Here is a 19,624-nt window from a genome sequence, read left to right as displayed (position 1 = left end):
TGCGGTACTTGGTGATCCATACAAAATGATACTTCACATCGTAGCGGGTGTGTGCCGATGTTCGATAATGCTCCATACATCGTACTCTAACTCAAGTTTTCGCCTGAAGGCGAGGGATTTAACCCCATTGTCAGACATTAAATCCCGCCACCGACAAAAAGTTGCATCGCGGTATAACGGATCAATTTCTTGACACGTGGAAAGCGGGTATAGTTAAATACCGGCTGAAACTTCCCATGAGCTTTGGAATCATTTTATTTTGAGAGTGTTCTGCGTTGACGTTGAGTCCCGACGTTGACAATCTGATCCGTAGAACCCGTGATGGCGATCTCCACGCGTTCCACCAATTATACGATCAATATTCCAAACGGGTGCTCAACTTCAGCTATCGCCTGACCGGATCTCGAGAAACCGCCGAGGAGGTTACCCAGGAAACGTTCATCTCGGTCTTTAAAAACATGAAGGCGCTCAAGGACACTTCCCGTTTTGAACCCTGGCTGTTCATGATCGCCCGGAATTTCGTTTACCAGGTGTACCGGCGGAAACGGCTACCCACGGTGTCCACCGATGAAACCGACGAAGACAACCGCGAAATCGTCCACCTGGAAGACACGGACAGCACCCCCGAGGAACAGTTGCTCCGGGGAGAATTGCAGCAGGTGGCCCGTCAGGTTATCCAGTCTCTGGCGCTCAAGTACAGGGAGGTGTTTGTCCTAGCCGTCCTGGAAGGCTTCAGCTACCAGGAGGTGGCCAAACTGGTGGGCCGCAAACCCCAATCGGTCAAAACCGACATTCACCGGGCGCGGTTGATGATTCGAGAACGGCTGGCCCGCTACATTCGCGAAGGATCTGTAGAAGCATGAATTGCGGCGACTTTAACAGCAAGATTTCTGAATACCTGGACGGGGAACTTCCCGTCGGGGAACGGGACTGTTTTGACACACACGTTCGGAGCTGTCCCGCATGCCGCCGCGAAGTGGCCACCCTGCTCGAGGCTCAGCGGCTCCTCGTCGCCAACCTGCCGCAATTGGAACCCGCTCCGCGTATCTGGTCGGCGGTCGCCGACGCGCTGTCCGCACCGGAGCCGCACCGGTGGTGGGATTATCTGCGCAGCCGCCCTTGGGTGCTGGCGGGAAGCGCGGCAACCCTCCTGGCCATCATCGGGGTGGGAATTTTCATTTGGCAAGCTCAACGCAGCGTCTTCAGTACGATGAATCTGCAACACGAAATGGAGGCGCATGTGCGCTACCGCGCAGCGGTGGTCGCCCAGGGCAATCCTTTCCAGACACACGGTGCCCCGGCTGATACTCGGGCGAGGGATCCTGAAAACCCGTTCTCGCCATACTTGCGCGGTCACTTCGCCAACCCTTTCATGGAGATGGACAATGGTGAGTAAATCCTGTCTGCTAATTGCAATCACCGGCTTGGCGCTTTTCGCCTCGCTCCTGGCTGTCGAATCTCCCGATCAGACGCTGGAAGACAAAAAATCCATTGCGGTGACCCAGCATGAGCTGCTGGTGCTGCTGATCGACAAAGGCCAGTATGACAAGGTACAACCGGAACTTCAGAAAATCCTAGACCTCAAATTCACCGACAAGCACGAAAAGTACGTCGTCGACGAAATCCTCATCCTCTCTGAGCTCCTCTCAAAGAAGAATCAACACAAGGTAGCGCTCCAGTTGGCCGACATGGGTTTGGGCTCACTTCGGGAGAAGGAAAGCCAGGCCCGTCTGTATAAGGAAAAAGGATTCATCTACAAGCAGATGGGACTACCCGACAAGGCCATGGAAATGTTTGAAAAGGGCAAGGCTCTCGAAGTTCCAGGCGGGAAATAACCGGCACTCCGAGCCTGGTGCAAGCACGAAATCATACCCTGCTGTTACCCGAAAATCGGTTTCCGGCTCATGGCGCGCTTTCGTCTATGGCCGCTCCAAATCCGGGCGGACCTTGCCGGCTTACCGCTTCGCCTGAACCTCTTCCAACCGGATGCGTCGAATGTCCAAAGAGGGCACCGTGAGACACCGTTTGCTTGACCAGGCATTCATCCGATATGCGGTCGTCGTGCTGCTCGGCACCGGGGCTGTTCGTCCGTCGGTGGTTCTCCAGCCTACCCAACCACGGCTGGCCGCTCAGGAAACAGATGAATTCGACCGCCTGAGGCGGGAAGGGTTCGACGCTCTCTACAACATGGATTACACAGCCGCCCGCGACCGATTCGAATCGCTGGGCAAACTGGCGCCCCGACATCCGGCTGCCCAGTTGTACCAGGCAACCACGCTTTGGCTGGAAATACTCAACCGGCAGCGACGGTTGAGGTCCAATCTGTTCAGCGGGAATTCCTTTTTTGCCGAAACCGAGGAGAAGGTCGATCCGGCGACCGACAAACGGTTGCGCGCTTTCGCCAACGCCGCCATAGGGCGCAGCCAGCAAGCACTGGCTGCGCATCCGAACGACACGGACGCGCTTTACTTACAGGGTATGGCTCACGGATTGATTGCCAGTTATGAGGCGACGGTGACCCGCTCGTTTTTCTCGGCCCTTCGTAACGGGCTCGCTTCGGTCCGTCTTCACGAACAGGTGTTGAAACTGGATCCCGAGTACGTGGACGCCCGACTGACCACCGGCACCTATAATTACATCATGGGCAGCTTGCCGCTCTATGTGAAGATCCTGGCCGCCCTCGGCGGACACAGGGGCTCCCGTGAACGGGGACTGGATGCTATTCGTACGGTCGCCGAGCACGGGCGCTGGGCCAATGACGATGCGCGCGTCGCCTTGCTGACTTTCTACGTGCGGGAACGACGGCTTGCAGACGCACTGCAAACTGTGAGCGTCCTCGCCCAAAAGTATCCGCAAAATTATGTTTTCCAGTTGGAGCGGGCCGGATTGCTGATCGAACTGGGCCGCGGTGCGGAGAGTCGTCGGATCTTCGAAGCTCTGCTGGACAATCCATCGAGATCGTCCGTGGCCGATTTGGTTCATTACCAGTATGCCGAAGCGTTGGCCGCCCAGGGACGGCGTGACGAGGCTTGCCGCCACTTTATGGCGGCGGCGAACACGCCCAACGCCGCCTCCGAACTCGAGGCCAGAGCCACGTTGCGGGCCGGCCAGATGTCGGATCTCCTGGGGCGGCGCGATGCAGCCATCCAGCATTACCGGCGTGTGCTGGCCATACCGAACGTTTACGATTCCCACGAGCAAGCGCGGCGAGGTCTGGAACAGGCATACAGCGAAGCCAGATAATCCGTTGTCCGCAGGGCCAGACCGCCGCCAATCGTTCAGGGTCCGAGGTCGGAAATGAGCACACCACAGTCGTTCAAGGATGCGCAAAGGTCCCAGCAAAGCTTTCTGGCCCCGTTGGAAAAAAGGGTGCTGGTCTGGATGGCGGAACGCCTGCCAGCCTGGATTAATCCCGACCATCTCACCGGACTCGGCTTCTTGGCCATGCTCGGCGTCGGCCTGTCTTACTGGTATGCCAGCCAGAGCCGGCTCGGCCTGATGCTGGCAAGCGTCTGGCTGGTCGTCAACTGGTTTGGTGACAGTCTCGACGGGACCGTGGCTCGGGTGCGGAACCAGCTGCGGCCCCGCTATGGTTTTTACGTGGATCACATCTGTGATGCCTTCGGCACCTGCTTCATGCTGGGCGGCCTGGCGCTGTCGGGCTACATGTCGCCCCCGGTGGCCGCCGCTCTTCTTATCACTTACCTGATGCTGAATATCGAGGTCTATCTCGCCACCTACACCCTCGGCGCCTTTCACATGTCGTTCTGGAAATTGAGTCCTACCGAGCTGCGGCTCCTGCTCATCGCCGGTAACAGCGCCCTGATGTTCCGCCCCATGACCAAGATTTTTGGGCCGCCGCTGCTCGTCTACGACGTAGGCGGCGTCATCGGCGCCGCCTGCATCTTCGCCACCCTGGTGGTCACCGCGATCAGACACACCCGGCAGCTCTACCGCGAGGAGACCAAGTGGTGACCTCGGCTCCCAACGCCGAAAACTGGCGCCACCTGGCGCGGCACTGGCTCCGTTTCAATGCCGTGGGTGCGTTGGGCATCGTTGTCCAGTTACTGGTCCTGACGGGACTGATCGACGGTCTGGGCCTGAACTACCTCTGGGCCACACTCATCGCCGTCGAAGCGGCAATCTTGCACAATTTCGCCTGGCACGCATGCTGGACCTGGGCTGACCGGACCCGCCATCGCCCTGGCGACCTCCTGGTCCGGCTCGTCCGCTTCAACGTGGTCACCGGCCTCACGTCCATCCTGGGGAACCTGATCCTGATGCGACTGTTCGTCGGCGCTTTCGGCCTCCATTACCTAGCGGCCAATCTGCTGTCCATTGCTCTGTGCTATATGCTGAATTTCGCGGCTAGCGAATGGTTTGTGTTCAGAACCTACAGGAGCGCAAATCCAACGAATTTGCCACCTGTGGAATCCCGCGAACCAGATGCCGGCGCCTCACGCTGAGTGCCCCAGCGGGCCAGTGCCGCTTCGGTTCACTCTCCAGACCTGGATCGTTTCGCCCAGTTGCTTTCGGCGCGGCGGATCACTCCGGCCGGGATCCCTTTCTGGTGCGCCTCACGCAGCAGCGCAGCTCGCCCCCGTTGGGCATATTCGAATTCCCGTTGCGCAGCGGCGTGGACCAGCCGGGCCGCCTCCAGCCGCTCCCGGCGAACAGCGATGGTCGCGAGACTCTCCCGCTCAATTGTCCAGACGTTGTCCGGCATGCCCGGCATGAACACGTCGAACGGCTGCGCAAGCTGGTAAGCGGACTCCGCCAGGATCAGATCCGTTTCCGCCTGGTCAAGGTTTTTCCGGGCATCTTCGATCGACTGATATTGGTCCAAGAGCCGGTCGTAGAACGCTTCGTCGGGATCGACGGACGAGGGGTTGGCCGGAATCGCTGTTCCTGTCGACGGAACACCTGGTTCCGCCGCATCAGTCCGGGACAGGCTGGATTGGGAAATGCGACCCTTGGCACTCTTCAGGTCCCGGTTCGTGTAGACTTTGGCTGATGTTTCCTTCGCGGCTGCCTCGCGGGAACGGGAGGCCAACTCGGCCATACTCTGCGCTCCGCACCAGACAGTGGCGATACACATGACCAGTACCGTACATGCTTTGCGAACCGCTTGCGGGTCTCTCATTCTGATCCTCACCACATACCATTATACTCAGGATTTCACATCACCCACGGATCAGATGGCTACTGTCCGTCAACAGATCCGCCGCCCCCACCCTCACCGGGAGTGGACTAGTGTCTGGTATAATGTCCTGCAGGTTCACGCCGGAACTCGCGGTGAAAATGCTTCCCATGCGAAACATCCTGCTGACCGGTGCCACCGGCTATATCGGCCGGCGCCTCCTGCTGCAGCTGGCCGGCGACCCGGCGGTTGCACTGCGCGTCCTGGTTCGGACGCGCGCCAAACTGCCGCAACTGCCGGACTGCGTCGAGGTGGTTGAGGGCAGTACGTTCCAGCCGGACGTGCTCGCCGCCGCTGTTCGGGGGATCGACCTTGCCTATTACCTGATTCACTCCATGGGCCAGGGGGCGAACTTCGAAGAAATGGACCGGGTCAGCGCGCGCAATTTTGTCGATGCCTGCGTCGCGGCGGGAGTTCGTCGGATCGTGTATCTGGGAGGTTTGGGCCGGCCTGAAAGCGCCAGCCCGCACCTGCGTAGCCGGATGGAAACCGGGGCAATCCTCTCATCACGCCCCGACCATGTTCAGACCATCCATTTCCGGGCGGGGGTGATCATCGGCTCCGGCTCCACCAGCTTCGAGATCATCCGGCATTTGGTCCAGAAGCTGCCGGTGATGGTCACGCCGCGCTGGGTATCCACCCGGACCCAGCCTATCGGCGTGAACGATGTGCTGACCTACTTGCAGGCCGCCCGACACTTTTCAGGGGACGTCACAACGGAAATTGATATCGGTGGCGAAGCGATGACCTTCGGCGAGATGATGCTGGCCACCGGCCAAGCCATGGGTCTGCGCCGCTGGATCATCCGCGTGCCGGTGCTTACGCCGAAACTGTCCTCATACTGGTTGATCCTGTTCACCCCCGTGCCATACCGACTGGCCGCCGCCTTGATCGAAGGATTGCGATCGGAAACAGTGGTCACGAACGACCGGGCGCAGCAGCTCTTCCCCGGAATTCAGACCGAACCGTTTGCACAGTCCGTGCGCACCGCCATTGCCGAGATCGAACAACGCCAGGTCATCAGCCGCTGGAGTGACAGCAGCGGGGAGATCCGCGAGGATCCTGACGCCCCTCTGGAGCAGGCGGTGTTTCAAGACCGACGCAGTTACGCCTTGAACGGAACAACCAAAGCCTCTGTCTACCGCGCTGTCACTTCCATTGGCGGTGAACACGGCTGGTTTTCGTACAACATTCTCTGGCGGCTTCGCGGGCTGATCGACAAGCTGGCCGGCGGATACGGCCTGAATCGCGGACGTCGCGATCCGGAAGCGCTGCGCGTCGGTGACAGCATCGACTTCTGGACCGTCGCCCACTTGGTTCCCGAACGCCGTCTCCTCCTCCAGGCCCAGATGAAATTGCCCGGACGCGCCTGGCTTGAGTTCCTCCTGACCGACCGCGAACTCATACAAACCGCATACTATTATCCGAATGGATTGTGGGGACGCCTTTATTGGTATCTCGTGCTGCCGTTCCACGGCTTGGTGTTTCGCAAGATGGGCCGGAATATCATCCAGGAAGCCCGACGCATCGAAGCCGCTGACGGCCAATCCTGAGGACATGAACAATGAGTGCGTCCGCGGTCGATTTTTTTCAACACATCTCCCGGGAACTAACGCAGGGGCGAACTGTAGCCCTCGCCTTAATCATCCGTCGGCACGGATCCGGACCCAGGGAGCCGGGCACCATGATGACTCTGGACAGCGACGGACGGGTCTGGGGAACCATAGGTGGCGGCGAACTTGAACTTCGCGTCATGAAGTGCGCCCGGCGTGTCCTGCGCACCGGCCGGCCCGAGCGAATGGAATTCGAGATGAAGAACGAGGACGCTGCCACCGCCGGCATGATGTGCGGCGGTTGGGTCGAAGTCCTGGTGGACCGGCTCCGGCCAGATGATCCACACGTCAACGCTGTGGTCGCGGGTGCAGCGGTTGCCATAGCCTCGCGACAGCCCTTCGTTCTGGTCCTTGCTTTATGCGGTGAAGGTTTGTCCCTGCAGACGATTTGGAACTTGGTCGTTGGCGGTCATTCTGTGGTGGCTAAGTCCTATTTCGCCGACCTGTCAACCGACTGGGTCACGCCGCCGACCACGGCTGGACTGCCCGAATACCGGACTTCAGACAGCGGATCTCTTTACATCGAGTGGGTCCTGCCACCGGAAGTGGTGTACATTTTCGGAGCCGGACATATCGGCGTCGAGCTGGTCCCCCTGTGCCGGCGCGCCGGTTTTCGGACGGTGGTGTTGGACGACCGGATCGACTACGCCGCCTCTGCCCGCCTGCCCGATGCCCACGAGGTCGTGGTCCTGGACAGTTTTGTTGGCTGCATGGACCGGTTGTCCATCGACGAACGCTCGTTCATTGTCATCGTCACCCGGGGACACCAGCACGACCGCGAGGTGCTCGAGCAAGCGCTGAGAACCGGCGCCCAGTACATCGGTATGATTGGTAGCGTCCGCAAAAAGTCGGCGATTTTTTCTTCTTTGGCGGCCAGTGGCTTCACTTCTGCTGAATTGGATCAGGTTCGTTGTCCCATCGGATTGAGAATCGGCGCGGAGACCCCCGCGGAGATCGCGCTGTGCATCGCCGCCGAGTTGGTAGCTGTGCGCCGGGGGATCTTGCCGTCACGCCGGCAATCCTGACGGCAGGCCAGCCGCGGTGTTCCCGAACATGGCGCCAGATCGTGCGTACAACATCAAGGTGCCGGTGCAATGATTCGCCACGAGACCCACTCCAATCGACTCGACTTGTTGCCGTTGACAATCGTGCTGGTCAGTGTGTTGGCAGCGTGCGTGCCGCCGCGCCTGGAAATCCAGCCCCCCGACGGGCCAGCGAATTCGCCGACCAGGCCGGATTTTGATCTGTCCGGTCGAATGCCCGAACTCCCGCTGGCGCTACCGGGCTCTTCACCTCTCCACCTCGCATCAGCTGCTCTTACTGACTCCATCGCCGACTTACTGGGCGGAGACTACGCCACCGCCGCCGATCGTCTGGCTGCCTTTCTCAACCGTCTGGAGCCAGGCGATGAACGCCGCGTGACGGCCGATCTGCTGGGGGAAACCTTGTTCCTTCTGGGCGACTGGGATCGGTTTCTGCGCTACGCGCCATTCTACAGCGCCGGCTTGTTCGACGATCGGATCTTGGCCCAAACATTCAGGGGACAAGCACCCTTCCGTTCGGTCATACCAGCCGAACCCATCACGTTGCCGCTGACTGCCAGTCAAATCGGGACGCCAGCCCTCATGGTCAGTGTCAATGGTCGAAGCAGCCGACTCTGGTTGGACACCGGCGCCGGTCTGACCGTGCTCACCGAATCAACCGCCCGACGCTGCGGCATCCTTCCCGCCGGGGCCAAGACAACCGCTGACACGACCACGCGGCACAAGGTCGCTGTACGAGGTGCGATCATCCGGGAACTTCAAGCTGGCGGTGTTTTTTTTTACAATCTGCCCGCCATCGTCCTGTCCGACCGGGACCTTCGCCTGCCCGGACCGCTGGGCCATCCTGTTGCTCTTGATGGCCTGATCGGGTGGAATGCATTGCGCCACATGAGTGTTGAACTGGACCTGGCGGCCGGCTTCTGCCGGCTTGGACCTTCACAACCGATTGTCGAAAATCGGCGCAACCTGTTTTGGATGGGTTACCCCTGTGCCTGTGCCGCTATGGCCGACGGTCGTCCCCTTGTGTTTGGGCTGGACACCGGTGCCGCCGCAACCAGTCTGCGCCAGCCGTTTTTAGAGAAGTTGGGCACCCAATCGCTGCCGCGACGAACCGCCAAGATCGCCGGAGCCGGCGGGACCGAAAGTCGTGAGGTCCGGTTCGTCCCGCAGCTGACCGTCCGGCTGGGCGGGCAATCACTCGTCTGGCGCGAATTGGCAGTCTGGCCCGTCTCCGGTTATGCCCTGACTCCTTTGGACGGCGTGCTCGGCGCCGATCTGCTCGCCGTCGCGAGACTGGAGCTGGACCCGGGGGCCGGGCGTTTGGTATTGCACCCACGCCTCCGTTGACGTGAACTGATATCGATGGGGTGCTTGATATGTTAAAATAATTGATGTCATGAGGAGGGTGGTTTCCGTGCGACGCTTGGTGTTTTGGCTTGTTTTAGGTGTCTTGACGCTTTCTGTCGCTGGACAGAGCCTAGTCGGCCTGTCCCGGAAGGAAAAATCCCGCGCTACCCAAAAACCCGCCACGGCGACCTCTGGCCAAAACACGGCCACATCCTCTCCGACAACCTTGGCCGAATTATCGAAAAGGAAGAATGCAATGCCCGCCAAGTCCGGCGCCCGGGCATTTACCAACAAGGACTTGGCAACAGCGAGCGGAAGTATCAGTCAATCCAGCGTCCCCGCGTCGGTGGCCCAAGCCGCCCAACCTAAAGGCGGTCCGGGCAAGCCCCGATCCGTTGCTCCGCAATCCGGTTCCCGCGGCGCAAGCCCGGTAACCAATCAAATGACGCCCATCGGCGCCGCAGGCGTGACATTGCGGCGTACCGGCTGAAGCCGACGCTGAGCCGGGATCGGTCCGATCCTAACTCCACCGCGCGATCCGACGACTGCTTGTACAAACCAATTCACTTGGCGATTCGGAGTTTTAATTGCCGCGCATTGGTGGAAGCCGGGCAGCCCGTTGGTTCGATGACTGACGATTCGCCCGCCTGGTAACGGACGATCACCCCCCGATTTTGGCGCCGCACTCGCCGCAAAATTTGGTTCCCGGGGGAACAGTGGTGCCGCATTTGGGGCAGGCCGTTTTCTGCTGGAGCGGCCCGCCGCACTCCGGACAGAATTTCTGCTTTTTGGCCAGCGGCACGCCGCAGTGGGGGCAGGTGGCCCGCGCGCCTTCCCGCCAACTGCTCTCCTTGAGCATCTCGCGGTCTTCCTCCGCCATCTTGGAGTGGGCCCAAATCTCCTCAACCGTGCGGGAGGATTGCGCAGCGGCCATTTCCACACCCAGGTCTGGGGAGCAGTTTTTACACAAGCCGCGCTGACTGTTCCAGCAGCTCTGCCGACACACCCAACCGGAGCAGCGCGGGCACTGGATGAAATCAGGCCGCAACTCTTCCATGGCGGCAGTGAATGCATCGTCGTGCGCTTTCTCCCAGCTGGCGGAACGGGCACGTTCGCCGAGGTCCGCTGCTTGGCCGAACAACCCGCCGAACAGGCTTCCGGCTGCGTTCAAGGCCTCGGTGACCCGGCTGATAGTCGATGCCTGGAAGCGGGTTCGAAATCCTGATCCGCAGCGATCGCAGTAGAATTCAAACTGGAATCCCTGGTTGGTGCTCAGGTCGGAATAATTCTTGGTAAACGCAATCTTGTCGCTCATCTCGGTCGCTCTTTCAACCTCCTGTTTTGCGCACGGTTATTATACACCTGAACCTTTTACTCGTCAGGAGGATCAGATGGAATGTCTGACAACCCGTCGCCGGAGAGAAGCCTTGTTCCGCCCGGTTCTTGTCCTGATGCTGTTGCTGGGTGCCGGTGCGCTACCCGCTGGAGACCGCCGCGACGCCTCAGCTTGCTTCACCGGATTGAACGCGACCTATTCCGGATCATGGGAGCGTTGGGACATTGATCTGGTGGACGGAGGCGGCACGCTGTCCGCCACCTATTCCGGCGCCGTCGACCGATGGAGCGTCCAGATTGGAAATCGAAGCGCCTCCATCTCTGCCACCTACTCGAATTCCATGGAGCGATGGGATTGCGGTGACATCGCTATCCGAACCGTCTACTCCGGCAGCTACGAGCGCTGGGAAGTTTCCCGCGGCGGGCGGACACTCCGCGTCGCCATGATCTACAGCAACGACTGGCAGCGCTGGAGCGTATCCGGCCCCGCCGGCACCATGCATGTATCGGCAACATACAGCCACGACTGGTCGCGCTGGCAAATTGATGACCGGATGTGCGCTGAGGATGTGGAATTGCGGATGGGCGCCGTGTTCGCCTGTGTCATATCCGCCATTTGGGCCCATCGCAACACAAAGTGATGACCTGTGGAATCCGTCGCCTGCTCTAGGTCTGCTTTCGGGATCGCCCACGCGGCGCTGTCCCGTCCGAATCCGGCGGCGCCGCGCCGGCGGTTTTGAGTCGACCGGCCCGGCGCAGCGCTTCCTGCAAGACATATTCAATCTGGCTGTTCACGCTGCGCAGGTCGTCGGCGGCCCATTTTTCCAAGGCCGCATACATGCGGTCATCGAGGCGCAGCAAGAACCGTTTGTTCTTGCTCATCCAAACAGTGTCCCGGTGTTGATGATGGGCTGTGTTTCCTGCTCCGAAACCAGGGCGACCAGCAGATTGTTCACCATGGCGGCCTTGCGCTCCTCGTCCAGTTGCACCAGTTTTTGCTCACTGAGCATTTGAAGCGCCATCTGGACCATTCCCACGGCGCCCTCCACGATTTTCTGGCGGGCTGCGATGATTGCCTGAGCCTGCTGCCGGCGCAGCATCGCCTGAGCGATCTCCGGGGCGTATGCCAGATGGCTGATGCGGGCGTCAAGCACTTCCACACCGGCAATCTCCAGCCGGTTATGTACTTCGCTGCGCAGATTATCCGCCACTTCGGACGGGCTGCCCCGCAGCGAGCTTTCTCCCTCTTCGTGGCTGTCATACGGATAGGTGCTGGCCAATCCCCGGATAGCCGTCTCGCTCTGGATGGCTACGAACTGCTCGTAGTTCTCCACGTCGAACATCGCCTTGGCCGAATCCACCACCCGCCAGACAATGACCGCAGCAATCTCGATGGGGTTGCCCTGCGCGTCGTTGACCTTCAGTTTTTCGCTGTTAAAATTGTGCACCCGCAAGGACAACCGCTTTTTGACCGTGAACGGGTTGGTCCACCAGAAACCGCTTTCGCGAACACTGCCCACGTAACGGCCGAAGAAGATGAGAACCCGCGATTCGTTTGGATGCACAACGAAGAAACCACCCGTCATGATGCTGCCCCCGATCATGCCGGCAATACCGAAGCCAAGCGGACCGAACACCGATGTGTCGTCCAGTCGGGCAGCGGTGATGATTCCGAGCACACTCCAGAAAAAGATCACCAAGTTGATGAGCAGGAGCAGGAATCCGTTGATCCGCCATGCGGGCCGTTCAAATATCGCATCCATGCCACACCTCCGCCGATCAGATATTAAGATGATATTACAGTACAATCATTCGGTCAATTTGTTTGTGCTGCCCAAACTGTATCTCACCCGATCGAAGATGTTTCTTGTTTCGCCACAACCCATACAATCAACCGAAAGGGGAGGCTGTGTATCATTGCTGGTTTGGTTTACAATAAGCGGACCAGAGTCCGGCAGACAGCGGCACGGAGGTAACAGATGGAGCAGTTCGTCATCGAGGGCGGGCATCCGTTGCAGGGCGAAGTCACACCGTCGGGGAACAAAAACGCCGCACTACCCCTGCTCGCCGCCTGCCTGCTCACCGAGGAACCGGTCACACTTCTCAACGTCCCCGACATTGGTGACGTACGCACCATGCGCGCCTTGATGGAGAGCCTGGGTGTGAGCGTGACTGATGTGGGGGGCGGCACATGGTGCATCCAGGCGAGTCAAGTCCGGCCCGCCGATCTCGATCCGGAACTGTGCCTGAAGATCCGCGCCTCCATCCTGCTGGCCGGTCCGGTGACCGCCCGCTGCGGCAACCTGCGTCTGCCCCCACCGGGCGGTGATGTCATCGGGCGGCGGCGCCTGGACACCCATTTGCAGGCTCTGCAGGCGTTGGGCGCCCGAACTGATTATGATCGAATCCGCAAGGAGTTTCAGTTTCACAGCGAGGGCTTAAGCGGCGCCGACATTTTGCTGGATGAAGCGGGAGTCACGGCCACCGAAAACGCCATCATGGGCGCGGTGACTGCCCGAGGCACCACATACCTCCGCAACGCGGCCTCCGAGCCCCATGTCCAGGAACTGTGTCTGCTTCTCAACCGCATGGGCGCGCGGATTGACCACATCGGGTCCAACGTGTTGCGCATCGAGGGTGTGACCCGGCTGAAAGGTGCAGAATTCACCATCGGCCCCGACTACATGGAAGTTGTCAGTTTTATCGGCGCGGCCGCGGTCACTCGCGGCGCCGTTCGGATCCGCCGCGCCGGGCCGCAATATTTGGGCATGATCCGCATGACCTTCAACAAATTCGGTGTTGACTGGACTGTGGACGGCGACGATGTGGTGGTTTCCGCCGATCAGCGCCTGGTTGTCGAACCGGAGCTCGGCGGCGCCATTCCGGAGGTCAGGGTGATGCCGTGGCCGGCGTTTCCCACTGACCTGATGAGCATTGCCATTGTCACCGCCACCCAGAGCCGCGGCAGCGTGCTGTTCCATGACTGGATGTATCCCAGCCGGATGTTTTTCACCGACAAGCTGGTTGCGATGGGAGCCCAGATCGTGCTCTGTGATCCCCACCGATGCATCGTGCAGGGACCCAGCAAGCTGTATGGCGAAAACATGGAAAGTCCCGACATCCGCGCCGGCATGGCCTTGGTCCTGGCTGCGCTGGCCGCTCAGGGAGAATCGGTCATCCGGAACATCCACCAGATCGAGCGCGGGTATGCCCAGGTGGATTCCAAACTCCGCGCCCTGGGTGCTCGCATCACTCGGGTTTGCAAAACATGATCCGCGTTGTCCCACCCACCGTGATATTCACTCCGCGTGGTTTTCAGCCCCCGTCGCGAAAGGCATCTCCGGCCGGTAAAACCACTGCTCAATCTCCTGCCGAGAGACTGTGGCCCGGGCAAAGACCATCCGTCGTTTGTATAAAAATCGGGGCAGCAGCCGGGCAATTGAAACAAAAGCCATCAAGGAGCGGGGTTCGCACAGGGGAACGTAAACCACCACCGCCAGGTCGCGCAGGCTGATGGGGACAAACCAGCGAAGATACATGCTGAACGGCATGTCTTTGAACCGAAGGAGCCACCGATTTTTCACCGAGTGCAGGTTGATGTCCGGGTGCGTGCGGCGGCGGTTTTCAGGCAGCACCCGGCGGACATGCCAGGCGGTGACCGCCGGGTCAAACACGCAGCGCCAACCTCGCCAGGCGGCCCGCCACGCAAGTTCGGCGTCCTCGCGATAGGCGAAGAAATCCTCATCCAGGATTTCTCCGTCCACAGCCACGTCAGCCAAACACGTCCGGCGGTAGAAAGAGGCTGCGCCGGTTGCCCCGAACACATACGCGGGCCGGTCGTATTGCCCGGTATCGGGCTCGCCGCTGCCCCGATCCAGGTGTCGCTGGTTGCGAAGCCAATAGATGCCCGTGGAATCCAGCACGTGCGTCCGCACACGCTCCGCATCTGTCACCACGAGTCGCCAGAGTTTGGGTGACAGGCTGCCGCATTCGGGGTGACGCGACAAACGATCGACACCTCGTTCGAGACAGTCGGGCGCCAGCTCCGTATCCGGGTTGAGAAACAGGACATACTCGGCGGCATGTCCGGCAAGCAGCCGGTTGTGCGCCGCGGCGAAGCCCAGATTGCACGGCGCGTATTCCAGCACGGTTAGCTCGGCCCGATGCTCTTTCAGAAAAGCGCGGGTGCCGTCGGCTGATGCGTTGTCCAGCACATGAATCTCGAAATCCCGGAACGTCTGCGCCGCCAAACTGGTCAGGCAGCCGGGAAGATCCTCCCGCGAGTTGAATGTGACCAGCTGCACGGCAAGTTTGGCGGCCACGGTTCAGCTCCTGTCCGTGCCGGTTGTGCGGATGCGATCCATCAACCGGCGTCCGGCTTCGCATAAAGCCTGGCGGCGGTCGGCGGATGCCGCAACCGCCGCCCGCATGTACAGCCCCACCGGTACCAGGCGGCGGTAAAGCACCGCGAACGCCGGATGGTGTTTCGTGTAATATCGGCACGCGTTTCCCCAATAGATGGATAGAAATTCCGCCGGAGACAATGCCGACGCACTGTATCCCCCTTCATGGATGAACCGCGCGTCTGGAACAAACCAGAGATCCAGTCGGCGGTCTCTCAAACGCCGGCATAAATCCACGTCCTCAAACCAGGCGGGACTGAATGCCTCGTCGAACCCCCCCAGTTCGCGAAACGCGTCCGTCCGCAACAACAGACAGGCGGCCGCCGGTTGCTGCACCCGGAAGGGGCGGTCCCACGGATAGTGGGCGTAAAAGTGACGTCTCAGCCCCCATCCGTTGATCCTTACCTGTTGCGGCAAGAGTAGTTCGGCCAGCGCCCAGGCCGGCGATGGCAATTGCCGGAGTTGAAAATGCCGCTGGGGACGCCCTTCCGTGTCCACCAAGCATCCGCAGCCACCGACAGCCTCCGTGCGGCCGGTCACACCTGCGAGAAGACGGCCGATGTTGTTCGGCGTGTGGATGATATCGGGATTTAAAAACAGCAGCCAATTCCCGCGGGCCTCCCGGGCGGCCGTGTTGGCGGCGGCAGCGAAACCGCGGTTGGAAAGAAGTCGGATCAGGCAGGCTGTTGCGTCACCGGCGATCATGTCGGCGCTGCCGTCGGTCGATGCGTTGTCCACAATCATGACCTCAAGACCGGTTGGATCGTTTTCCCGCCGCAGGCTCTCCACGTTCGCGCGCAGACGCGGGCCTGAATTCCAGTTGACGATGATAATGCTGAGCCGCGGCTTCATCCCGTTCTCCAGACCGTTCCACCGGTGATCGCGGGACTATTTCACCACAAAGACCGATCCGTCACAAAAGAATTCCCCTTACGAGCTGACCCAACCGGTCAGCATTCCGGTGAAGACCGCGTTCGCTGATCGTTTTTACCGGGAACCATCGCCCGACTGCTGCGTATAAGTGAACGCAACCCAAGACAACAGCAACCCTTCTCTGCCGCCCTTTCAACACGAAAGGGCGTTTTTCACTGAACGGTCCATGGTCAGCGGTTAAAAGCCATGGATCACCCGCAGCGCTTCATACGTGACGATGCCCACGCTGGTGGACAGGTTGAGGCTGCGCACCGCCCCCCACATGGGTATGGTGTAGGTGCACTCGGCATGAGCCAGCAACAGGTCATCGGGCAAACCGTTTTCCTCGTTCCCGAATACAAGCATGTCTCCGGGGCCATATGGCGCCTGAGTGTAGGGACGTTTCACCCGGGAGCTGAACAGGTGGAACGGGCGTGGACCCATGGCGAGTTGCAGGTGCCGAAAATCCGGCCAGACACTCACGGTCACGTGCTCCCAGTAATCCAGACCTGCCCGTTTCAGCTGGCGGTCCTCCAGACTGAATCCCAACGGCTCCACCAAGTGGAGCGCACAGCCGGTGGCGGCACACAATCGCGCCACATTCCCCGTGTTGGGTGGTATCAGTGGCTGGACCAGTACGATATGCAGCAGGAGGTCGCTCATTTTCGCTTCATTGTCCCGATCCGCTCACGAAGCGGACGTGCGGCAGCCGTCTGCCCGTGCGCCCTGGCGGGTGCCGCGGCGTTTGAATTCGTTCATCAGCGCAAGGCGCACCTGATGTTTGGACCACGTCCACCGGGGCGCCAGCAGAACAGGCGCCGGCTGATCACCCACCAGGCGATGGATCACGAACTCCGCTGGCAGCTCCTCCAACACGTCTGCCAGCAGCGGCACATAATCCTCTTGAGCGATGGGCTGAATCCGACCGGCTCGATATTCGGCCTCCAACGGCGTGTCCCGCACCACTTGGAGGTGGTGAATCTTGACACCGTGGAGCGGAAGGCGGGCGAGCCAGCGGAAACTGGCCCGCATCATCGGAGCGTCCTCGCCAGGCAAACCCAAAATCATGTGGGCGATGGGCAGCACACCCGGCAGCACCGCCAGCCGCTTGATGGCCCATTCAAATTCGGCTGCATCGTGTCCCCGCCGGATACGGTTCAGGGTCTCCGGATGCACCGACTGGAGTCCCACGTCTACAAACAGCGGCCGACGGATTGCCAGACCGGCGAGCAGTTCGATCACGGGCACCGGCAGACAGTCCGGCCGCGTGCCCACCGCCAAGGCCACCACACCATCCACGGCAAGGGCTTCCTCGAATTCCCGCCGCAGCACATCGACCGGTGCAGCGGTGTAGGTGCCGCGCTGAAAATACACAATGCAGCCCGTGATCGCTCCCCGGCGCCTCCGGACCTCCATCCCCTGACGCACCTGCTCGGCTACCGGCAGCGAGCTGTGCAGATAGGACGGCAGAACGCTCTCCTCGTCACAGAACACACAACCGCCCGCCACCGCGCGATGCGGGCATGGCCGATCGGTGTTGACGAGCACTTTGCTCACCCGACCGCCGAACCGTCTGCGGAGAAAACCACCGACATCATTCCACGGAAGTGGGTTCGGATCCATGGTTCCGCTCAATCCAGAAAACATCAGGCCGATGCTGACCGTCGATACCGACCGGCGCCCAGGCGCCGAGGTTGTGGCGCGCCACCCGGAGGTCCGGAAACGAGGACAGGAACCGGCGGGCTATGCCAGCAAGGCAACGGAAGACAAGTTCGGTCCGCTCCGCCTCCTTTATCGGTGATACTCGGATGACAGCACCTGCCTGTTTGTTGGCCACTTCCACATAGAAACATTCGTCATGTCCGTCGTGCACGATGACGCATTCCAGCAGCACGGCACTCGCCCGGGAAGCCATCCACAGCTCGTTGACCTTAAACAACACTTCGTCCTCGCGCCAACAAAACGGCTTGAATGCCCGGTTGAGCGCATCCAGTTCCAAGGCGTTTGAAAACACGACATGGGGCATTTCGCTCACCCTCCGAGGGATTCGGGACAGCTTCTCGGTTGCAGCCACCACGTGAGCCGATGCGAAACCGGCGCCTCTTGCGTAACGGAAGAAAAACACGTTTTTACCCTGTGTCCGAAAGAGGATTTCAAACTTCGACATGGGAAGATCCGGGGCAGAATCCAACCACGGTCGAGGGGCCGCCGTGTTGTGCAAGCCAACCACCGCGCCCAGGCTGTCGTGAATGAAATCACGGTATTCCGCATCGTCGGTCGCCACCAAGAGTTCGCCACCTTCCGCGATGTGCCAAAACAGGCTGCGCAGGAATTCCGGCCCCAGCAAGCGGTGTTTGTGGTGGCGTTTTTTCGGCCATGGATCGGGAAACCGGATATACACCCGTCGGAGACTCGCCGGTGGGAACAGCCGCGGCAGGTGATACAGTGCGTCTCCCCAAACCAGCCGGAGGTTGTTGACGCCGGCCGCCGCCGCCTTGCGGGCCAGTGCCAGGACCCGTTGGCGATCATATTCGATGCCGACAAAGTCTGTCGTCGTCCGGATTTTCGCCTGTTCCAGCAAGAACGTATCCCAGCCGAATCCGATCTCCAGTTCCAGCGGAGCTGCCCGGCCAAACAGTCCGGCCCATCCGCCCGCCTCAGCCAGACCGTTGAGTGTGACCAGATAGGCCGCGACCAGGGGCGACAGGCTCAGTGATGCGGATACCGCCCGCGCGGGACGGTCATGGGACCGGCTCATGGCGCCCGATCTTAGCACACCCGTTGGGATGATCCAAGAACAGCCCGCCTGAGTGTACCGGTCCACGTGAGACTGGCGGTCACAATCGTACCGCGTTCGGGGAACACGTTCCCCGTCTGTGTTTCTCCCTCAGAGCGGATGACTCAACAGTCGATGCTGGAACCAGGAGGCAAAATATCCACCGACGCGTACACCTTGGCCAGTGATTGGAAAACCATCGGATCCGCTGCGATGACCGGCCAGGTGCCATAGTGCATGGGCACGACGCGCTTCGGTCGAACCATCTCCACCGCTCTGGCCGCCATTTCGGGTCCCATCGTATAGCGGTCCCCGATGGGAACCAGCATTACATCGGGCCGGAAGATCTCGCCGATCAGCCGCATGTCACCGAACAGGCCGGTGTCGCCCGCATGGTAGACGGTCAGACCATCGCTCTCGATGACCGCACCACACACGCCGCCGGAGGGCGACGTGTGGAAGGCTGGAACCAGATGGATGACCAGACCATTGACGCTGACCTTCCCGCCAACGTTCATCCCTTCAGCCTGGATCCCGAGCTGGCCGGCCATCACGGCGATTTCGTGCAAACTGAACAACACGGCGCCGTGCTCCCGGCAGATGCTGAATGCGTCGCCAAGATGGTCAGGATGGTCGTGAGTCACGATCACCACATCCGCATGCGGCAAGTTGTCTTCGGTGACATCGCACAGCGGATTGGCGCTCAGAAATGGATCGATCAGAACACGACGCGACCCCTCCAGTAAGAAAGCGGCATGACCGAAGTAATGGATCTTCATATTGATTCCTTAAGTTGGGGACTAAAAGGGTAACGGCAGCCCGCGCTGCCGTTACGTCATTCCCTACGGAATTTTTCGAATCACTTGGATTCGTTGCTGTGAAACCACTTATTCAGTTTTCGCTGTCTGATGAACTCCTCCAAGAAAATCCGGCCGCTTTTCAGGGTGCTCTTCCGGCTGGCTGCTCCCGTGTTGCGCTTTTCGCGTGCGGGCAAC

Annotated in this window: 21 protein-coding genes; 11 read left to right on the top strand and 10 right to left on the bottom strand. The window is 60.4% G+C overall.

Annotation, left to right across the window (positions count from 1 at the left end):
* Positions 1-281: 281 nt before the first annotated feature.
* From GX414_04125 to GX414_04100, 6 genes are all read left to right on the top strand, one after another.
* Positions 282-863 (top strand): sigma-70 family RNA polymerase sigma factor, encoded by a 582-nt coding sequence (locus GX414_04125; GenBank protein ID NLI46274.1) that lies wholly within the window; start codon positions 282-284, stop codon positions 861-863.
* Positions 860-1,396 (top strand): hypothetical protein, encoded by a 537-nt coding sequence (locus GX414_04120; GenBank protein NLI46273.1) that lies wholly within the window; start codon positions 860-862, stop codon positions 1,394-1,396. The genes GX414_04125 and GX414_04120 overlap by 4 nt, the downstream gene beginning before the upstream one ends.
* Positions 1,386-1,835, top strand: coding sequence for a hypothetical protein (locus tag GX414_04115; protein NLI46272.1), 450 nt, complete (start codon positions 1,386-1,388; stop codon positions 1,833-1,835). Before GX414_04120 ends, GX414_04115 begins: the two co-directional genes overlap by 11 nt.
* A 160-nt stretch (positions 1,836-1,995) precedes the next feature.
* A complete protein-coding gene (locus tag GX414_04110) occupies positions 1,996-3,243 on the top strand; it encodes a hypothetical protein (protein NLI46271.1) in 1,248 nt (415 codons plus the stop codon).
* 54 nt (positions 3,244-3,297) lie between these two features.
* A complete protein-coding gene (locus tag GX414_04105) occupies positions 3,298-3,975 on the top strand; it encodes a hypothetical protein (protein ID NLI46270.1) in 678 nt (225 codons plus the stop codon).
* Positions 3,969-4,466 carry a GtrA family protein gene (locus GX414_04100; protein NLI46269.1) on the top strand — a complete coding sequence of 166 codons (498 nt, stop codon included), beginning with the start codon at positions 3,969-3,971 and terminating at the stop codon, positions 4,464-4,466. Before GX414_04105 ends, GX414_04100 begins: the two co-directional genes overlap by 7 nt.
* A 29-nt stretch (positions 4,467-4,495) precedes the next feature.
* Here the strand turns inward: GX414_04100 and GX414_04095 are convergent, their stop codons facing one another.
* Positions 4,496-5,062: a hypothetical protein gene (locus GX414_04095; GenBank protein ID NLI46268.1), complete on the bottom strand. Its 567-nt coding sequence runs from the start codon at positions 5,060-5,062 to the stop codon at positions 4,496-4,498.
* 248 nt (positions 5,063-5,310) lie between these two features.
* Between GX414_04095 and GX414_04090 the strand changes: the two genes are divergently transcribed.
* The 3 genes from GX414_04090 (at position 5,311) to GX414_04080 (ending at position 9,203) form a co-directional block, all read left to right on the top strand.
* Positions 5,311-6,753, top strand: a complete 1,443-nt coding sequence (locus tag GX414_04090) for an SDR family oxidoreductase (protein NLI46267.1) — start codon at positions 5,311-5,313, stop codon at positions 6,751-6,753.
* Positions 6,754-6,764: 11 nt separating this feature from the next.
* Entirely contained in the window at positions 6,765-7,838 is a 1,074-nt protein-coding gene (locus tag GX414_04085; GenBank protein ID NLI46266.1) for an XdhC family protein, read from the top strand.
* A 69-nt stretch (positions 7,839-7,907) separates the two neighbouring features.
* A complete protein-coding gene (locus GX414_04080; protein ID NLI46265.1) occupies positions 7,908-9,203 on the top strand; it encodes a hypothetical protein in 1,296 nt (431 codons plus the stop codon).
* 661 nt (positions 9,204-9,864) lie between these two features.
* Here the strand turns inward: GX414_04080 and GX414_04075 are convergent.
* A complete protein-coding gene (locus tag GX414_04075; protein ID NLI46264.1) occupies positions 9,865-10,518 on the bottom strand; it encodes a zinc ribbon domain-containing protein in 654 nt (217 codons plus the stop codon).
* A gap of 76 nt (positions 10,519-10,594) precedes the next feature.
* Here GX414_04075 and GX414_04070 point away from each other — a divergent pair, with 76 nt between their 5' ends.
* Positions 10,595-11,179: a hypothetical protein gene (locus GX414_04070; protein ID NLI46263.1), complete on the top strand. Its 585-nt coding sequence runs from the start codon at positions 10,595-10,597 to the stop codon at positions 11,177-11,179.
* Between the two features lie 25 nt (positions 11,180-11,204).
* On the opposite strand, the gene GX414_04065 is transcribed toward GX414_04070, so the two are convergent.
* Both GX414_04065 and GX414_04060 read right to left on the bottom strand, forming a co-directional pair.
* Positions 11,205-11,420, bottom strand: coding sequence for an Arc family DNA-binding protein (locus GX414_04065; GenBank protein NLI46262.1), 216 nt, complete (start codon positions 11,418-11,420; stop codon positions 11,205-11,207).
* Positions 11,417-12,301: an SPFH domain-containing protein gene (locus GX414_04060; GenBank protein ID NLI46261.1), complete on the bottom strand. Its 885-nt coding sequence runs from the start codon at positions 12,299-12,301 to the stop codon at positions 11,417-11,419. Before GX414_04060 ends, GX414_04065 begins: the two co-directional genes overlap by 4 nt.
* 216 nt (positions 12,302-12,517) lie before the next feature.
* On the opposite strand from GX414_04060, the gene murA reads away from it, so the two are divergent.
* A complete protein-coding gene (murA, locus tag GX414_04055) occupies positions 12,518-13,810 on the top strand; it encodes a UDP-N-acetylglucosamine 1-carboxyvinyltransferase (protein ID NLI46260.1) in 1,293 nt (430 codons plus the stop codon).
* A 27-nt stretch (positions 13,811-13,837) separates the two neighbouring features.
* Here murA and GX414_04050 read toward each other — a convergent pair whose 3' ends face one another.
* From GX414_04050 to GX414_04025, 6 genes are all read right to left on the bottom strand, one after another.
* Complete coding sequence (locus tag GX414_04050) at positions 13,838-14,860, bottom strand: glycosyltransferase family 2 protein (GenBank protein NLI46259.1); 1,023 nt, start codon at positions 14,858-14,860, stop codon at positions 13,838-13,840.
* Between the two features lie 3 nt (positions 14,861-14,863).
* Positions 14,864-15,793 carry a glycosyltransferase family 2 protein gene (locus tag GX414_04045; protein ID NLI46258.1) on the bottom strand — a complete coding sequence of 310 codons (930 nt, stop codon included), beginning with the start codon at positions 15,791-15,793 and terminating at the stop codon, positions 14,864-14,866.
* A 258-nt stretch (positions 15,794-16,051) separates the two neighbouring features.
* A complete protein-coding gene (locus GX414_04040; GenBank protein ID NLI46257.1) occupies positions 16,052-16,516 on the bottom strand; it encodes a tRNA (cytidine(34)-2'-O)-methyltransferase in 465 nt (154 codons plus the stop codon).
* A gap of 24 nt (positions 16,517-16,540) precedes the next feature.
* Entirely contained in the window at positions 16,541-17,410 is an 870-nt protein-coding gene (locus GX414_04035) for a TIGR01212 family radical SAM protein (protein NLI46256.1), read from the bottom strand.
* Positions 17,411-17,447: 37 nt separating this feature from the next.
* Positions 17,448-18,611 carry a tRNA (guanosine(46)-N7)-methyltransferase TrmB gene (gene trmB, locus GX414_04030; protein ID NLI46255.1) on the bottom strand — a complete coding sequence of 388 codons (1,164 nt, stop codon included), beginning with the start codon at positions 18,609-18,611 and terminating at the stop codon, positions 17,448-17,450.
* A gap of 143 nt (positions 18,612-18,754) precedes the next feature.
* Positions 18,755-19,408, bottom strand: a complete 654-nt coding sequence (locus GX414_04025) for a metal-dependent hydrolase (protein NLI46254.1) — start codon at positions 19,406-19,408, stop codon at positions 18,755-18,757.
* Positions 19,409-19,624 lie beyond the last annotated feature (216 nt).

This window comes from Acidobacteriota bacterium (assembly GCA_012517875.1).
Classification (GTDB): domain Bacteria; phylum Acidobacteriota; class JAAYUB01; order JAAYUB01; family JAAYUB01; genus JAAYUB01.
This window is presented reverse-complemented; position numbering and strand designations above follow the sequence as displayed.

Bases quoted from the DNA above. Each gene is read 5' to 3' on its own strand.
- GX414_04120 (NLI46273.1), top strand. From the start codon at position 860: ATGAATTGCGGCGACTTTAACAGCAAGATTTCTGAATACCTGGACGGG.
- GX414_04115 (NLI46272.1), top strand. From the start codon at position 1,386: ATGGTGAGTAAATCCTGTCTGCTAATTGCAATCACCGGCTTGGCGCTT.
- GX414_04110 (NLI46271.1), top strand. From the start codon at position 1,996: ATGTCCAAAGAGGGCACCGTGAGACACCGTTTGCTTGACCAGGCATTC.
- GX414_04105 (NLI46270.1), top strand. From the start codon at position 3,298: ATGAGCACACCACAGTCGTTCAAGGATGCGCAAAGGTCCCAGCAAAGC.
- GX414_04095 (NLI46268.1), bottom strand. From the start codon at position 5,062: ATGGCCGAGTTGGCCTCCCGTTCCCGCGAGGCAGCCGCGAAGGAAACA.
- GX414_04090 (NLI46267.1), top strand. From the start codon at position 5,311: ATGCGAAACATCCTGCTGACCGGTGCCACCGGCTATATCGGCCGGCGC.
- GX414_04085 (NLI46266.1), top strand. From the start codon at position 6,765: ATGAGTGCGTCCGCGGTCGATTTTTTTCAACACATCTCCCGGGAACTA.
- GX414_04080 (NLI46265.1), top strand. From the start codon at position 7,908: ATGATTCGCCACGAGACCCACTCCAATCGACTCGACTTGTTGCCGTTG.
- GX414_04075 (NLI46264.1), bottom strand. From the start codon at position 10,518: ATGAGCGACAAGATTGCGTTTACCAAGAATTATTCCGACCTGAGCACC.
- GX414_04070 (NLI46263.1), top strand. From the start codon at position 10,595: ATGGAATGTCTGACAACCCGTCGCCGGAGAGAAGCCTTGTTCCGCCCG.
- GX414_04065 (NLI46262.1), bottom strand. From the start codon at position 11,420: ATGAGCAAGAACAAACGGTTCTTGCTGCGCCTCGATGACCGCATGTAT.
- GX414_04060 (NLI46261.1), bottom strand. From the start codon at position 12,301: ATGGATGCGATATTTGAACGGCCCGCATGGCGGATCAACGGATTCCTG.
- murA (NLI46260.1), top strand. From the start codon at position 12,518: ATGGAGCAGTTCGTCATCGAGGGCGGGCATCCGTTGCAGGGCGAAGTC.
- GX414_04045 (NLI46258.1), bottom strand. From the start codon at position 15,793: ATGAAGCCGCGGCTCAGCATTATCATCGTCAACTGGAATTCAGGCCCG.
- GX414_04040 (NLI46257.1), bottom strand. From the start codon at position 16,516: ATGAGCGACCTCCTGCTGCATATCGTACTGGTCCAGCCACTGATACCA.
- trmB (NLI46255.1), bottom strand. From the start codon at position 18,611: ATGAGCCGGTCCCATGACCGTCCCGCGCGGGCGGTATCCGCATCACTG.
- GX414_04025 (NLI46254.1), bottom strand. From the start codon at position 19,408: ATGAAGATCCATTACTTCGGTCATGCCGCTTTCTTACTGGAGGGGTCG.